This window comes from Sinorhizobium fredii, from assembly GCF_002944405.1.
Classification (GTDB): Bacteria; Pseudomonadota; Alphaproteobacteria; order Rhizobiales; family Rhizobiaceae; genus Sinorhizobium; species Sinorhizobium fredii_C.
This window is the reverse complement of record NZ_CP024307.1, coordinates 2,111,224-2,126,424: the sequence shown is the minus strand read 5'-3', so window position 1 is coordinate 2,126,424 and position 15,201 is coordinate 2,111,224. Positions and strand designations below refer to the sequence as shown.

Annotated in this window: 11 protein-coding genes; 7 read left to right on the top strand and 4 right to left on the bottom strand. The window is 62.1% G+C overall.

Annotation, left to right across the window (positions count from 1 at the left end):
- Positions 1-14: 14 nt before the first annotated feature.
- Positions 15-1,406, bottom strand: a complete 1,392-nt coding sequence (gene fumC, locus NXT3_RS10500) for a class II fumarate hydratase (protein WP_234819684.1) — start codon at positions 1,404-1,406, stop codon at positions 15-17.
- 509 nt (positions 1,407-1,915) lie between these two features.
- Between fumC and NXT3_RS10495 the strand changes: the two genes are divergently transcribed.
- The gene (locus NXT3_RS10495; protein ID WP_104839302.1) at positions 1,916-3,808 is read left to right on the top strand and encodes a L,D-transpeptidase family protein; all 1,893 of its coding nucleotides are present in this window, start codon (positions 1,916-1,918) and stop codon (positions 3,806-3,808) included.
- Positions 3,809-3,981: 173 nt separating this feature from the next.
- On the opposite strand, the gene NXT3_RS10490 is transcribed toward NXT3_RS10495, so the two are convergent.
- Positions 3,982-4,668, bottom strand: coding sequence for an HAD family hydrolase (locus NXT3_RS10490; RefSeq protein WP_037424267.1), 687 nt, complete (start codon positions 4,666-4,668; stop codon positions 3,982-3,984).
- A 216-nt stretch (positions 4,669-4,884) separates the two neighbouring features.
- Here NXT3_RS10490 and rpiA point away from each other — a divergent pair, with 216 nt between their 5' ends.
- From rpiA to NXT3_RS10465, 5 genes are all read left to right on the top strand, one after another.
- Positions 4,885-5,580: a ribose-5-phosphate isomerase RpiA gene (rpiA, locus tag NXT3_RS10485; RefSeq protein WP_097524886.1), complete on the top strand. Its 696-nt coding sequence runs from the start codon at positions 4,885-4,887 to the stop codon at positions 5,578-5,580.
- 118 nt (positions 5,581-5,698) lie between these two features.
- The gene (locus tag NXT3_RS10480) at positions 5,699-6,244 is read left to right on the top strand and encodes a DUF2059 domain-containing protein (protein ID WP_037424273.1); all 546 of its coding nucleotides are present in this window, start codon (positions 5,699-5,701) and stop codon (positions 6,242-6,244) included.
- A 171-nt stretch (positions 6,245-6,415) separates the two neighbouring features.
- On the top strand, positions 6,416-7,807 hold the full coding sequence (gene gor / locus NXT3_RS10475; protein ID WP_104839301.1) for a glutathione-disulfide reductase: 1,392 nt from the start codon (positions 6,416-6,418) through the stop codon (positions 7,805-7,807).
- Positions 7,808-8,046: 239 nt separating this feature from the next.
- Complete coding sequence (locus NXT3_RS10470) at positions 8,047-9,420, top strand: class II 3-deoxy-7-phosphoheptulonate synthase (protein ID WP_037424313.1); 1,374 nt, start codon at positions 8,047-8,049, stop codon at positions 9,418-9,420.
- 119 nt (positions 9,421-9,539) lie between these two features.
- Positions 9,540-9,938 (top strand): GFA family protein, encoded by a 399-nt coding sequence (locus NXT3_RS10465; protein WP_097524884.1) that lies wholly within the window; start codon positions 9,540-9,542, stop codon positions 9,936-9,938.
- A gap of 11 nt (positions 9,939-9,949) precedes the next feature.
- Here NXT3_RS10465 and NXT3_RS10460 read toward each other — a convergent pair whose 3' ends face one another.
- Both NXT3_RS10460 and NXT3_RS10455 read right to left on the bottom strand, forming a co-directional pair.
- The gene (locus NXT3_RS10460) at positions 9,950-10,849 is read right to left on the bottom strand and encodes a hypothetical protein (RefSeq protein WP_097524883.1); all 900 of its coding nucleotides are present in this window, start codon (positions 10,847-10,849) and stop codon (positions 9,950-9,952) included.
- Between the two features lie 482 nt (positions 10,850-11,331).
- On the bottom strand, positions 11,332-13,251 hold the full coding sequence (locus tag NXT3_RS10455) for an LTA synthase family protein (RefSeq protein WP_176536510.1): 1,920 nt from the start codon (positions 13,249-13,251) through the stop codon (positions 11,332-11,334).
- Positions 13,252-13,515: 264 nt separating this feature from the next.
- Here NXT3_RS10455 and NXT3_RS10450 point away from each other — a divergent pair, with 264 nt between their 5' ends.
- The gene (locus NXT3_RS10450; protein ID WP_037424283.1) at positions 13,516-15,198 is read left to right on the top strand and encodes an NAD+ synthase; all 1,683 of its coding nucleotides are present in this window, start codon (positions 13,516-13,518) and stop codon (positions 15,196-15,198) included.
- The last annotated feature ends 3 nt before the right edge of the window (positions 15,199-15,201 follow it).

Genomic DNA, 15,201 nt, shown 5'->3' with positions numbered 1-15,201 from the left:
CGGCCTTTGATCTGTCAAGCGGGGCTGATCATCGTCTCGGGGCGAACGATCGCGTCGAATTCCTCGTTCGTCACATAGCCGCCTCCGACAGCCTCTTCGCGCAGGGTCGTGCCGTTCTTGTGGGCCGTCTTGGCGATCTTGGCGGCATTGTCGTAGCCGATCTTCGGCGCCAGCGCCGTGACGAGCATCAGCGACCGGTCGAGCGCAGCCTTGATGTTGTCTTCGCGGGCCTCGATGCCGACGACGCAATTGTCGGTGAAGGAAACCGCCGCGTCGGCGAGAAGCTGGACCGACTGCAGGAAGTTGTAGGCCATCAGCGGGTTGAAGACGTTGAGCTCGAAGTGGCCCTGGCTGCCGGCGAAGGTGAGGGAGGCGTGGTTGCCGAACACCTGGGCGCAGACCTGCGTCAGCGCTTCGCACTGGGTCGGGTTGACCTTGCCGGGCATGATCGAGGAGCCCGGTTCGTTTTCCGGCAATGACAGTTCGCCGAGGCCGGAACGGGGGCCCGAGCCGAGGAAACGGATGTCGTTGGCGATCTTGAAGAGGGCGGCGGCCGTCGCGTTGATCGCGCCGTGGCTGAACACCATCGAATCATGCGCGGCGAGCGCCTCGAACTTGTTCGGCGCCGAGGTGAAGGCGATGCCGGTGATTGCGGCGATTTCCTCCGCCACCTTCTCGGCGAAGCCGATCGGGGCGTTGAGGCCGGTGCCGACGGCGGTGCCGCCCTGGGCGAGCTCGCAGAGTCCGGGGAGCGTCATCTCGATTCGCCTGATCGAAGAGGCGACCTGTGCCGCATAGCCGGAGAATTCCTGGCCGAGGGTCAGCGGCGTCGCATCCTGCGTATGGGTGCGGCCGATCTTGATGATGTGGTCGAAAGCCTTGACCTTTTCTTCTAGCGCCTTGTGCAGGTGCTTGAGCGCGGGCAGCAGATCATGGATCACCCGCTCGGCGCAGGCGATGTGCATCGCCGTCGGGTAGGTGTCGTTCGACGACTGGCTCATATTGACGTGGTCGTTCGGATGAACGGGCTTCTTCGATCCCATGATGCCGCCGAGCAGCTCGATCGCACGGTTGGAAATGACCTCGTTGGCATTCATGTTCGACTGCGTGCCGGAGCCGGTCTGCCAGACGACGAGCGGGAAATGATCGTTGAGCTTGCCGTCGATCACCTCCTGGGCGGCCTTTACGATGGCGTCGCCGATATTCGGATCGAGGCGGTCAAGCGCCATGTTGGCGCGTGCTGCCGCCTGCTTGACGATGCCGAGCGCCCGGACGATCGCCAGCGGCTGCTTTTCCCAGCCGATCTTGAAGTTGCCGAGCGAGCGTTGGGCCTGGGCACCCCAGTAGCGGTCGTTCGCCACTTCGATGGGGCCGAACGTATCTGTTTCCGTGCGCGTCGATGTCATCGTGATACCTGCCTTCGTGATGCGCTTCATCAAGCCGAGGCGAATATGCCGGTGTCGGCCGGTATCCTCCCCGGAGCCGGGCATCTCTCTGCCCCGGCGATGCCGGCTTGTAAAGGGCCGCAGGGACCGGCGGCGAGCTACAATCGGTTGAAAATTGTTGCAATGCGGTCGTTTTCTCAGGCGCGTGGGAGGCGTTGCACAATACGTGCGCGTCGCCTGCATTCCTTGTGGCCTTTCCGTCACAGAGGGGCGTCTTCATTTTCGACGCTGCCGGTGCCGCCGGGAACATCCAAGCGCAATCGCTTGGTGCAAAATAGATGCAAATCAGAGGCTTGCCGGCCTTCGCGCGCGAGACAAGCCAACAGCTTCAGGGCAGCTGATCGAAATCGAAGGCGGTCGTTTCCTTTTCATTCACCATCCTTTTCTATAAGTCTTCAGGCACGAGGGCGTGGCGAGAATCTGGCAGCGGCCGAATTCGGCGGCAACGCGATACGGGGACGTTTATTCTTATGAAAATGATCAAGTCGGTAGCGATTGTGGCGCTTATGGGCGGCTGTGCGATTGCAACCATGGATGTGCGGCCAGTCTCAGCTCTCACGCTGATGGATTTTATCCGCGGCGGCAGGAAACGCACGCCGGAGCAGGCCTACCCGGTTCAGCCCGGGTACGACATGATGGCGCCGCAGCGCCTTGAAGATAGAACCGCGGTAAAGCCACCCCGTGTTTCCAGCCCGCGCTATTACACCTACAAGCCTGAGCAGATGCGCAGGATTGCGACTGATCGCCTGGTCGATCCGGTTGTGACCGGTTCGGTGCAGAGCTATGGCTTTCCCCCCATGCTGCGGATTCCGCTTGCCGATGCCCGCAAGTTTCTGCCGCAGGTCGAGGTGCGCGCCCCGGCCGAGGTGGCAAAGGCGGTCGAAGCCTTTTATGCGGGCCGTACCGATTTCGTCTGGATCGGAGGCGACGGCATCAACGGGCGGGCCCGTGCTGCCCTCGCTGTTCTTGGCGATGCCTCCAAGGTTGGACTCGACCCCAAGGACTACGCCGTCACGGTTCCGGCCGATGACTTCGACCGCGCCGATATGGTCGTGCGGGAAAAGGACCTGGTGCAATTCGAGATTGCCATGTCGGCGGCGGTGCTCACCTATGTCCAGGATACGGTTCGGGGCCGCATCGACCCGAACAAGATTTCCGGCTACCACGATTTCAAGCGCAAGAGCGTCGATCTCGTCGCCTTCCTCGACAAGGCCGCCACGAGCGCCGACGTTGCAGCCCTGATCGAAGAACGCAACCCGAAGAACCCGCAGTTCCTGGCGTTGAAACAGGAGCTCGAAAGGTTGCGAGCCGAAACGGATGCTGCTCCGCGCGTCGAGATCGCGCCGGGGACGCTGCTGAAGCCGGGCGACAACAGTCCGGAGCTGGCCAATATCGTGGCCGGGATCAAGCTGAAAGCTTCCGAGGGGCTGAAGGCCGAGCATGCCGTTGTGCTCGCCGGCTATCAGGGTACGCCCGAATACACCCCCGAACTGGTTTCGCTGGTCCAAGCCTTTCAGAAGGAGCAGGGGCTGAAGGCGGACGGCGTCGTCGGCCAGGCCTCGATCCGGGTATTGACTGGTGGCGACACGATCGCCAGCAAGATCAACAAGCTCGAGATCGCGATGGAGCAGGCACGCTGGCTGCCGAACGATCTCGGTAATCGTTACGTCTTCATCAACCAGCCGGCTTTCATGGCTTACTATACCGACCACCGCGCGGAACAATTTTCGATGCGCGTCGTGGTCGGCTCGAAGGCGAACCAGACCTATTTCTTCCATGACGAGATCCAGACCGTCGAGGTCAATCCCTATTGGGGCGTGCCCCAGTCGATCATCGTCAACGAGATGCTGCCGAAGCTGCGCAGCGATCCGAGCTATCTCGACCGCATGGGCTATCAGGTCGAGGTCGGCGGCCGGGTCGTTCCGTCCTATGCGGTCGACTGGTACGGATCGACGAACTCGATTGCCGTGCGCCAACCGCCGAGCAGCGACAACGCGCTTGGCGAATTGAAGATCCTCTTCCCGAACTCTCATGCGATCTACATGCACGACACGCCGTCGAAGAGCTTCTTCAAGCGCGACCAGCGGGCGTTGAGCCACGGTTGCGTCCGCCTCGCCGAGCCGCGCCGCATGGCAGCGGCCGTCCTCGGAATCAGCATGGAAGACGTCGGCAAGGAAATCGCCGCGGGGCACAACCGGGCGCTGCCGGTGCCGCAGAAGGTGCCGGTCTATGTTTCCTACTTCACTGCCTGGCCGAACAGGGACGGCAAGGTGGAGTATTTCAACGACGTCTATGAGCGCGACATGTACATGAACCGTGCCTTCGACGCGACCCGGAAGGCGCGGCAGCAAGGCGAGGGCTGACTAAGCGGTCGAGGGGTAGTCTTATTGACATGGAAGGCCCCGCTACTGGCGGGGCTTTTGCGTTTTGCGTCGCACGGAGAGCACGCGCGGGCCGAGAACCTCCCCGGAGAGCCAGCCACTATGACGCCGTCCGCCTTAAAGCCGGTCGGCACCTCGAGCGCAGAGGTGGTGCTTTACTTCTTCTTTTCCCGCCTGAGAACCGTCCTGACGAGCTCCGGCGTCAGTTCGTCGAAATGCTCGATGATCCGGTCGGGCGCGAGGCTCGCGATCGGCACATCGGAGTAACCGAACGGTACGGCGATCGATGGAACGGAGGCATTGCGGGCGACGAGAATGTCGTTGAGGCTGTCGCCGACCATGACCGTGTGTTCCGCGGCAGAGCCGGCATGGGCGACCGTCGAGAGGAGGTGCTCGGCATGCGGCTTGCGGACGGAGAACGTGTCGCCGCCGGAAATGGCGGCAAAGCGGTCAAGGAGGCCGAGACCTTCGAGCAGGCGCCTCGCCAGCATTTCCGGCTTGTTGGTGCAGACGGCCAGTCGCAGGCCGGCGTCCTGCAGGCGATCGAGCGCCGAGACCAGCCCGGGATAGGGCAGCGATCCGCCCGGCATCGAGCCATGATAGAAGTCCACGAACTCCTTCATCTGCCAGGTCAGTTCCTCCTCGCTCAGCGCTTTGCCGCGCAGCGCGAAGGTCCGCTCGATCATCGCACGGGCGCCGTGGCCGACAAGATGCGTTAGATCTGCGTAAGTAACCGGTTCGATACCTGCTTTGGTCACCGCGTGGTTGAGGCTGGCGACGAGGTCGGGGGCGGTGTCGACGAGAGTACCGTCGAGATCGAAGACGACAAGGGGCTGAGACAAGGGGAACCTCGCAAGGAAAACGTCCTGTTCGCCTAGGCGAAGTGCGCGCAGAATGCAACGGCAGCCGGGGCCGTGGGCGTTGCCGGAATCCGCCGCGTCGCTCGCATTTTGGCTTTTGTTTGCTGCGATCGCCGTGTAAGTGTCTCAGCGGAAATTGGGCGGGAGCCGGTGATTGGCCGCTCGCCGGCCGGATAGTGACAAGGGAGCGAGTGGCGCATGGACGCCCGCCAGATGAAGATCAAGGCCGCCCAGGCGGCGCTTGACTATGTCGAAAGTGGAATGCGGCTTGGCATCGGCACCGGGTCGACGGCCGAGGAATTCGTCCGGCTGCTGGCCGAGAAGGTGGCGTCCGGCTTTCAAATCCTAGGGGTGCCGACCTCCGAGCGGACGGCGCGGCTTTGCCTCGAACTCGGCGTTCCGCTGAAGTCGCTCGATGAGTTGCCTGAGCTTGACCTGACCATCGACGGTGCCGACGAGGTCGACGGGAACCTTCGGCTGATCAAAGGTGGAGGCGGAGCGCTGCTGCGTGAAAAGATCGTTGCGAGCGCCTCGGAACGGATGATCGTCATTGCCGACGAATCGAAAGTCGTCGAGGTTCTCGGTGCCTTCAAACTGCCGATCGAAGTGAACCCGTTCGGCCAGGTGACGACCCGGCTGGCGATCGACAAGGTTGCCGCACGGCTCGGTTTGACCGGCGAGATCGCCCGGCGGGCCTCCGGCGACGGACCCTTCATGACCGATGGCGGCCACCTCATACTGGATGCATCTTTTGGCCGTATTCCTGATGCAGAGGCGCTTGCGGCCGAATTGAACGCGATTCCGGGAGTCGTCGAACACGGGCTCTTTATCGGGATGGCGTCGCTGGCGATTATCGCCGGTCCGGAGGGGGCGCGCACGCTCCCGGCAGGCTGAGGGCCCAGCCGGGTCCGATTTCGCGCCGCGGCCGTGGCGCAAACAGAATTCCGCACATGAATGCCTGGCGGCGGCAATTGGCCGGGCGATATGTGCCAACACAGGAGCATTGATAAAAATGAACAAAATCACGAGTTTCGCCCGGGCATTCGCAACCGCGGCCGTTCTCCTTTCGGTGTCGGTTCCCGCCGTCAAGGCGCAGGAAGTGACGGAGGACCAGATCAAGGCGGCCCGCGCGACCATCGCAGCGCTCGGCGTCACCAACAGCTTCGACAACATTCTGCCGAACCTTGCCGAACGGCTGAAGAACTCGCTGATCCAGGCGTCGCCGAACCATCAGGAACTGATTTCGGCAACCGTCGACGAGAAGGCGCTTGGTCTCGCCGCGCGCCGCTCGGACCTGGAACGCGAGGCGGCAACGATCTATGCCAAGACCTTCTCGGTCGAGGAACTCAATGCGATCACCGCCTTCTATAGCTCGGCGGCCGGCAAGAAGCTCCTGAACGACGGCCCGATCGCCTCCCGCGAACTCTTGAAGGCGGCCGATATCTGGGCAGCCGGCGTTTCGCGCGACCTTGCCCAGGACGCAACCAAATCGCTCGATGAAAAGATCGGCAGCGCTCCGGCAGCGGATGCCGGCACGCAGGCACCGGCGCAGCAGTAATCCTATGGAGCCTTTGGGCTCATCTGCGGAGCCCGGAGCGATCCGGGCTTTTCTTTTTTGGGGTCGTAACTCTATATCAGGCGCAAGCGATTAGGGTCCGTCGTTTAAACGCGGAGCTGAAGCTGCGACCGACCGCGTCAATTCCATCATGTTTCTTTTCAGGAGTTCTCCATGAGCGCTTTCGACTATGACCTTTTCGTGATCGGCGGCGGCTCGGGAGGCGTGAGAAGCGGAAGGCTGGCGGCGGCGCTCGGCAAGAAGGTGGCGATCGCCGAGGAGTTTCGCTACGGCGGCACCTGCGTGATCCGCGGCTGCGTGCCGAAGAAGCTTTATGTCTATGCCTCGCAATATTCGGAGCATTTCGAGGATGCAGCGGGCTTCGGCTGGAATGTCGGCGAAAGCCGCTTCGACTGGAAGAGGCTCGTGGCGGCCAAGGAACAGGAGATCACCCGGCTCGAGGGGCTTTATCAAAAGGGGCTCGCAAATGCCGGTGCGGAGATCTTGAACACGCGGGCCGAACTTGCCGGACCCAATGAGGTGCGGCTGCTCGCGAGCGGCAAGACGGTGACCGCGGAACGCATCCTGATCGCGGTCGGCGGCCATCCGAGCCCGCATGACGCGCTGCCGGGACATGAGCTCTGCATCACGTCAAACGAGGCCTTCGACCTTACTGAGCTTCCGAAATCGATCCTGATCGCCGGTGGCGGGTATATCGCCGTCGAGTTCGCCAATATCTTCCATGGCCTCGGCGTCGAAACGACGCTGATCTATCGCGGCAAGGAGATTCTCTCGCGCTTCGACCAGGACCTGAGGCGCGGCCTGCATGCGGCGATGGAGGAAAAAGGCATTCGTATCCTCTGCGAGGATATCATCCAGTCGGTCTCGGCCGGCGCCGATTGCCAGCGGGTCGCCAAGACCATGAAGCATGGCGAAATCGCCGTCGATCAGGTGATGCTCGCCCTCGGCCGCGTGCCGAACACCAAGGGGCTCGGCCTCGAGAATGCCGGCGTCAAGGTCAATGAGCGCGGCGCCATCATTGTCGACGCCTTCTCGCGCACGAGCGCGCCCGGGGTCTACGCCCTCGGCGACGTCACGGACCGCGTGCAGCTGACGCCGGTGGCGATCCACGAGGCGATGTGCTTCATCGAGACGGAGTACAAGAACAATCCCACCTCGCCGGATCACGACCTGATCGCGACGGCCGTCTTCTCGCAGCCGGAAATCGGCACGGTAGGCTTGAGCGAGGAGGAGGCGGCGCGGAAATATGACGAGCTCGAAATCTACCGTGCGGAATTCCGGCCGATGAAGGCGACGCTGTCGGGACGCAAGGACAAGATGATCATGAAGCTCATCGTCAATGCCGCGGATCGCAGGGTCCTGGGCGCCCATATCCTCGGGCACGACGCCGGTGAAATGGCGCAACTGCTCGGTATTTCGCTGAAGGCTGGATGCACCAAGGACGATTTCGACCGTACCATGGCGGTCCACCCGACGGCGGCCGAGGAACTGGTGACGATGTATTCGCCAAGCTATCGGGTGCGGGAAGGCGAAAGGGTCGCTTGAGCCGCGGTTCCGCCGGGCGCGAAAGCCAAGCGCGGTAGCCGATGTTTTCTGGTAGAGTGGCTTTCCAAGCCTCCTGTTAACGTTTATAAGCCCGCATCCGCGGCGTGACCGGCCCGTGCGGATGTGGCGGCTCGGGCCGGCCAGCTTGCCGGTTCGAACGAACTCTCCGAATGCCGGGCGGCCTGGTGGCCGCAGGGGGCGCGACGCGGTCCGGCCGCGTCAGACAACAGGTGATGGAAATGGCACAGACTTGGACTCCGAACAGCTGGCGGCAGAAACCCATTCAGCAGGTGCCGGATTATCCGGACCTTGCAGCGCTTGACGCGGTCGAAGGGCGTCTCGCGAAGTTTCCGCCACTCGTCTTTGCCGGCGAGGCTCGGCGTCTGAAGAGTGCACTCGCAAACGTGGCCGAGGGCCGCGGCTTCCTGCTGCAGGGCGGCGACTGCGCCGAGAGCTTTGCCGAGCATGGCGCCGACACGATCCGCGACTTCTTCCGCGCTTTCCTGCAGATGGCGGTTGTGCTGACCTTCGGCGCCCAGCAGCCGGTCGTCAAGGTCGGCCGCATCGCCGGTCAGTTCGCCAAGCCGCGCTCCTCGGGCGTCGAAAAGCAGGGTGATGTCACGCTGCCGAGCTACCGCGGCGATATCATCAACGGCATCGAATTCACGGACCAGGCGCGCATCCCCAATCCGGAGCGGCAGATCATGGCCTACCGCCAGTCGGCCGCAACGCTCAACCTGTTGCGCGCCTTCGCCATGGGCGGCTACGCCAATCTCGAGAACGTGCATCAGTGGATGCTCGGCTTCGTCAAGGACAGCCCGCAGGCCGAGCGCTACCGCAAGCTCGCCGACCGGATTTCCGAGACCATGGATTTCATGAAGGCGATTGGCATCACCTCGGAAAACCATCCGAGCCTGCGCGAGACCGACTTCTTCACTAGCCACGAGGCGCTGCTGCTCGGCTACGAGCAGGCGCTGACGCGCGTCGATTCGACCTCCGGCGACTGGTACGCCACCTCCGGCCACATGATCTGGATCGGCGACCGCACCCGCCAGCCGGACCATGCGCATGTCGAATATTGCCGCGGCATCAAGAACCCGCTCGGGCTCAAATGCGGTCCGTCGCTGACCGCGGATGGTCTCCTGGAGCTGATTGACCTGTTGAACCCGGCCAACGAGGCCGGCCGCCTGACGCTGATCTGCCGCTTCGGCCATGACAAGGTCGCCGAGCACCTGCCGCGTCTGATCCGCGCCGTCGAGCGTGAAGGCAAGAAGGTCGTCTGGTCCTGCGATCCGATGCATGGGAACACGATCACGCTCAACAATTACAAGACCCGGCCCTTCGAGCGGATCCTCTCGGAAGTCGAGAGCTTCTTCCAGATCCACCGCGCCGAGGGCAGCCATCCGGGCGGCATCCACATCGAGATGACCGGGAACGACGTGACCGAATGCACCGGCGGCGCACGCGCCCTTTCCGGTGACGATCTCGCGGACCGCTATCATACCCATTGCGATCCGCGTCTCAACGCCGATCAGGCGCTGGAGCTTGCCTTCCTTCTTGCCGAACGCATGAAGGGCGGCCGTGACGAAAAGAAGATGGTGGTCAACGGCTGAGTGATCGCAGACGCGCCGAAGGTTCAATTCTACTGAACAATCGCCGCAACTTCTGAATTTGACAGCGCCGGGCCAGCTTGTGAAGCTGGCCCGGCTTTTTTGTTGCAGTGGAGAGGGGAATGACGGAAATCCATGAAGGCGGATGCCTCTGCGGCGCCGTGCGGTTCAAGACGAAGGGGAAACTGAGGGAGCTGATTTTCTGCCATTGTTCGCAATGCCGGAAGCAGACAGGGCTCTACTACGCCGCTACGAATGTCCTCGACAGCCACATGGAGGTCCAAGGCGCAGACCAGATCACCTGGTACCGCTCCAGCACGAGCGCGAAGCGCGGCTTTTGCCGTCACTGCGGCTCGGCGCTGTTCTGGAAGGCGGACGGGCTCGACTATACCTCTATCCTCGCAGGGACGTTCGACGGGCCGACCGGTCTCGAGCCCGGCTATCATATTTTTTGCGCCGACAAGGGTGATTTCTACGACATCCACGACGACCTGCCGCGCTTTGCGGAAGCGTCACAGTAACGCGCTCGCCCTCAGGGATATGCGACCACGGACTGATCGAAGGCATCCGCCAGCGCTTCGAACTTGACTGCTTCCCAGGAGGCGTATTCCTCGATGAGCCGGCTGCTCAACCAGAACCGGCCGCGTGCGCCATCGTCTCCCTTGCCGATGAAATCGGCCGCTTCTGCGCGCGCGAACAGCCGGCGAATATGGGTGTTCGAGATCAGATAACGTTCGGCAAGTCTCGCAAGGCTGACGTCTACCCAGACCTTGCCGTGGACGGCGAGAGTGGGCGGGCGCGCCATCAGGTCGTCGAGGATCACCCCGCCGGATTCCGACCATACGAAGATCGCCACGCTTTCCGGGGGCTGCGTCCATCTCGGGTCCGAGAGCAGCCGCCTGGCGACACGGGGCTGCGCGCGCTCGAAGATGCCGGGATCCGTCTCGAGGCGTCTGACGCGCGATCCGCCGTCCAATAAATCGAGTGTGCTCATCTGCGTCTTGAACCAGAGCCGCATGGCGTTTTCGCTGATTTCCGTCGGCTCGAGGGGACGCGTTCTTTTCGTGCGACCGCCATTTGCCGGGCGGAGCAGTTTGTAGGCTACGAGTTCGGCGAGGAAGGCCGTCGCCGTGTTCCGGCTGGCAGCGCCCGTTTCGCGCATGACTTTCAGCAATCGCGCTGCGGTGATGCCGGAATCGGCGTCGTTCGGGTCGCGCTCCAGGTGTAAGGCATAGGCGGCTTGCGTCAGCATCCATCTCTGGTGGGCTGCCACGAGGCGCGCGATGCGCGGAAACAGGTCGTTCATGGAAATCAGGGTACGCGCGCCCGCTTGCAAGACCTCAAGAAATTGAGGGTTTTGCACGAGAGCGTCCACCGTAAAGGTGGGCGGAGTCTTCCGTCCGGCTTCTTCCGTCCCAGCAAGCCGCTGCATCTGTTGCGTGTGCTCCAGATTTCTCCACGCACCGAATGCTCGCTTACCCCGTGCCCCGGCGCAATCAACATAAAATCTCACCTTGGCCTAAACGCGCAAGTACGCCGTTTGGGTTCACGTAAATTTTAGGGGAATTTGCGGCGCCGATGCCACCGGCGGGTGAAGAGCCGTGGCTGCTATAGTTTGGTATGACTAACGGCTTGGCCGGTAAGCTCAGGATTCGTGCGGACATAGCAGCGTCTCCGCAGAATCTTGAAGTTAATTTCTGGCATCCGTACAGCTGTACGATGCGCGAAAATGGTTAAAGCATCGTATCTGTTGTCATTTTAGCGGAGTCTGACTTGCGCAAAAGTTGATTCTGTCTTGTTTCGGATCGGCCTGCATCCAATCGGAACCCGGCGAGAATTGGGGCGCGGATAGTCAAATACGCAATTGGCCCGGCGGGGACACCGGGCCAATGAGTGCGTTCGCAGACGATCCGCTTATAAGCCGGCGCTAAAAAGTTCGGCGTGCGACTTAAAGAAGCGCTCGGTGCTATAGCGCTTGCCGAACATCATGTCGTGCTGGAGGAAGCGGTAGTCGCGCAGCGTCACCGGAATCTTCGGCTGGCGCAGCCAGTTCTCCAAGCCCTTGCCGTTCTTGCGGATCAGCAAATAGCGGTCGAGAACGCGGAAGTGGTCGTGAACCTTACCGAGGAAACCCGTGTAGTAGGGGTGCTCATAGCCCGCCTGCTTCAGGATCTGGTAAGAAAGAAAAGCCGGGCTGATGCTGCCGATATCCTTTTGCGCACCGGTCTTGTTCGACCAGACGACAAGCGGCGTTTCGTGCTGCGCCTTCATCTGGTCCTTCGAGCCCTTGCGTTCCGCCGTCACGTCTTTCATGTAGCCGGTGCTGGTGTAGACGGTGTTGAGCGGCGGCAGGTGGTCGCCGAAGAGAACGATGATCGTCTCGCGATCCCGCTGCTTCGCCCACTCCATGAGCATTTTCAGGCTGTCGTCGGCCTCCTTGATCCCTTGAGCGTAGGTGGCAAGCACCTGCCGGTCGCTTTCCGGGAGGTCGCCCTCGACCTTGATGGTGTTCTTCGCGTAGCGGTTCGGCTCGTAGGGCCCATGGCCCTGCAGCGTCACGGCAAAGAAGAAGAAGGGATCGTCCATCGCGTCGGCCTGGCGGATGATCTCCTTTGTCAGCGATTCATCCGAAGCGAAAATTCCGCGCTTCTGCATCGCCGGCAGGTTCTCTTCGGAGCGGAAGGTATCGAAGCCGAAGGCCTTGTAGACGGCGGTGCGGTTCCAGAACCAGCCCTGGAACGGGTGGATGGCGCGCGACACATAGCCTTCGCCGCGGAAGAAGGTTGCGAGCGACGGGATCGGATTGCGGATATATTGCTGGTATGGAATGCTGCCATAGGGCAAGAAGGCATTCGAAAAGCCGGTCAGCGCTTCGAACTCGACATTGGCCGTCATGCCGCCGAATTCGGGCGAGAAGACGTTGCCGCCCTGGAGTTCGCGGATCGTCGGCATCGGATCGGGCGTCAGCTTGACCTTGGGCAGACGCGTCGGATCCCAGAAGGATTCGCTCATCAGCACGATGACGTCCGGCTTGCCGCGATGCGTCGTTCCGGCGGGCAGCGGCTTTACGGGAATTCGGCCGATCGCATCGGCCATGTAGCCGGGCGGAGCGCTCACATTGGCCATCGGCAGGTTGATCGCGAAGGCGAGCACGAAGCCGTTGTGGCGGTAGTTCTCGGTCTGGTCCCACATGATCGGAATGACGCGCAACCGGTCACGGACCCAGGAGAACTGGTTGTAGTCCATGATGTTCCAGAAGGCGACGAGCAGCGGCAGGGCGAAGACGACCCGTGCGAGACGCTCCCGGCTGGTCAGCTTCGGAAAGTTCCGCCAGGCGTAGCGCAGCAGCAGGGCGATGGCGATGACGGTTGCCAGTATTCCGAGAACGACACCGACTGCGGTCCATGGCCGATCCTTCACCAGCACCGGCATCAGCTCCATGATCTGACGGCCGAACAGAAAATCGGTGGGATAGAGCGGGTCGGACAGGAAGACTTGCTTCTGCTGGCAGATAAATGCCGGGATGATGGCGAGCGGCGCCACCACGAGCGCGCCCTTGTGCTCACGGCCAAACAGCGCGTCGAGCGCCAGCATGACGAGGAAGAAGACTGCGACCGTCGTCCAGGCCGGCCGCATTGGATCGATGAAATAGGCGATCGTTTCGGAGCCTGACTGGCGCACGATGAACTCGACCGCAAAGACGATCGTCGCGGCAAGCGAAAGCGAAAACAGCGCGCTGCGGGTGCCCGCCAGGGTCTTTGCGTGTCTGACGGAAAAGCCCGGCCTTTCGACATAGACCTGAGGACCTCTCGCGGCGGAATCGATACTGGCCACAACTTCTCCAATTTCACAAAACTTTCGTTCAACTGTCATACGACCGTCATCTTGAACGGGGGATGAATGGCGAAACGGCTTTGATGATCCTCAGGTTCCCGCTGTGGCGACGGGTCCCTGTCGCGTCACTAACGGCCGGGAACAACAGGATTTTTCAGATTTTTTCTAAGCATTGCGATTGGGAGGGGTTTTTTTGCCCCCTGATGCGTTAAGTACAAGCCTTAAGCTGGATGCATTCGCCGAGGAAACACCGACAGGCCTGCCATGACCCCACAGAAAGCCGCACCTTCGACGCTACGGATCGCCGTAGCCCAGCTCAATCCGACCGTCGGCGATATCGCCGGCAACCTGGCCAAGGCGCGCGAAGCGCGGGCCGACGCCGCGCGCCAGGGCGCCGACCTGGTGCTGTTCACCGAGCTTTTCATTTCCGGCTATCCGCCTGAAGACCTGGTGCTGAAACCGGCCTTCCTGAAGGCGTGCCTGCGCGCCGTCGAGAACCTCGCCGCAGAGACGGCGGATGGAGGGCCGGGAGTGATCATCGGCTTCCCCCGTCAAGCCTCCGCGCAGCGGCACAATTCGGTGGCCGTCCTGGACGGGGGCAAGATCATCGCCGTCCGTGACAAGGTGGATCTGCCGAATTACGGCGAGTTCGACGAAAAGCGGGTGTTCGATCAAGGCGAGATGCCCGGTCCGGTGAATTTCCGCGGCATTCGCATCGGGGTTCCGATCTGCGAAGACATTTGGGGAGAGCTCGGCGTCTGCGAGACGCTCGAGGAAAGCGGCGCCGAAATCCTGCTTTCTCCGAACGGTTCGCCCTACTACCGCGGTAAAGTTGATGTCCGTCACCAGATCGTGCTGAAGCAGGTGATAGAGACCGGCTTGCCGATGATCTATGCCAATCAGCTCGGCGGGCAGGACGAACTGGTCTTCGACGGCGCGAGCTTCGGCTTCAATGCCGATCGCTCGCTCGCCTTCCAGATGAGCCAGTTCGAGGAGGCGCTCGCGATCTCCGAATGGACGAGGGGTGACGACGGCTGGGTCTCACACAACGGACTCCGGTCTCGCCTGCCGGAATGCGAGGAGGCGGACTATCGCGCCTGCATGTTGGGGCTGCGCGACTACGTCAACAAGAACGGCTTCAAGAACGTCGTCCTCGGCCTGTCGGGCGGCATCGACTCGGCGATCTGCGCGGCGCTCGCCGTGGACGCGCTCGGCGAGGAGCGGGTTCGCACGATCATGCTGCCCTATCGCTATACGTCGCGGGAATCGCTGAAGGACGCCGAGGCCTGTGCCAAGGCGCTCGGCTGCCATTATGACGTCGTTGCGATCGAGGAGCCCGTCGAAGGCTTTCTCAATGCTCTCGCCGACACGTTCGAGGGGACCGAATCCGGGATCACCGAGGAGAACCTGCAGAGCCGCACGCGCGGCACGATCCTGATGGCGATCTCCAACAAGTTCGGCTCGATGGTGGTGACCACCGGCAACAAATCGGAAATGTCGGTCGGCTACGCGACGCTCTACGGCGACATGAACGGCGGCTTTAACCCGATCAAGGACCTTTACAAGATGCAGGTCTATGCACTGTCGCGCTGGCGCAATGGCGCTGTGCCGCCCGGAGCACTCGGCCCCTCCGGCGAGGTCATCCCGCTGAACATCATCGACAAGGCGCCCTCGGCCGAACTGCGGCCCAACCAGACCGACCAGGACTCGCTGCCGCCCTATCCGGTCCTCGACGACATTCTCGAGTGCCTGGTGGAGAAGGAACTGAGTACCGAGGAAATCGTCGCCCGCGGGCATGACGAGGCCACGGTGCATCGGATCGAACACCTGCTCTACATCGCCGAATACAAGCGGCGGCAGTCGGCTCCCGGGGTCAAGATCACCAAGAAGAATTTCGGCCGGGACCGGCGCTATCCGATCACCAACCGTTTCCGCGACCGAGGGTAGATC

Excerpts from the sequence above, each read along its gene's own strand:
- fumC (WP_234819684.1), bottom strand. The coding sequence starts at position 1,406 with ATGACATCGACGCGCACGGAAACAGATACGTTCGGCCCCATCGAAGTG.
- NXT3_RS10495 (WP_104839302.1), top strand. The coding sequence starts at position 1,916 with ATGAAAATGATCAAGTCGGTAGCGATTGTGGCGCTTATGGGCGGCTGT.
- rpiA (WP_097524886.1), top strand. The coding sequence starts at position 4,885 with ATGGACGCCCGCCAGATGAAGATCAAGGCCGCCCAGGCGGCGCTTGAC.
- NXT3_RS10480 (WP_037424273.1), top strand. The coding sequence starts at position 5,699 with ATGAACAAAATCACGAGTTTCGCCCGGGCATTCGCAACCGCGGCCGTT.
- gor (WP_104839301.1), top strand. The coding sequence starts at position 6,416 with ATGAGCGCTTTCGACTATGACCTTTTCGTGATCGGCGGCGGCTCGGGA.
- NXT3_RS10470 (WP_037424313.1), top strand. The coding sequence starts at position 8,047 with ATGGCACAGACTTGGACTCCGAACAGCTGGCGGCAGAAACCCATTCAG.
- NXT3_RS10465 (WP_097524884.1), top strand. The coding sequence starts at position 9,540 with ATGACGGAAATCCATGAAGGCGGATGCCTCTGCGGCGCCGTGCGGTTC.
- NXT3_RS10460 (WP_097524883.1), bottom strand. The coding sequence starts at position 10,849 with ATGCAGCGGCTTGCTGGGACGGAAGAAGCCGGACGGAAGACTCCGCCC.
- NXT3_RS10450 (WP_037424283.1), top strand. The coding sequence starts at position 13,516 with ATGACCCCACAGAAAGCCGCACCTTCGACGCTACGGATCGCCGTAGCC.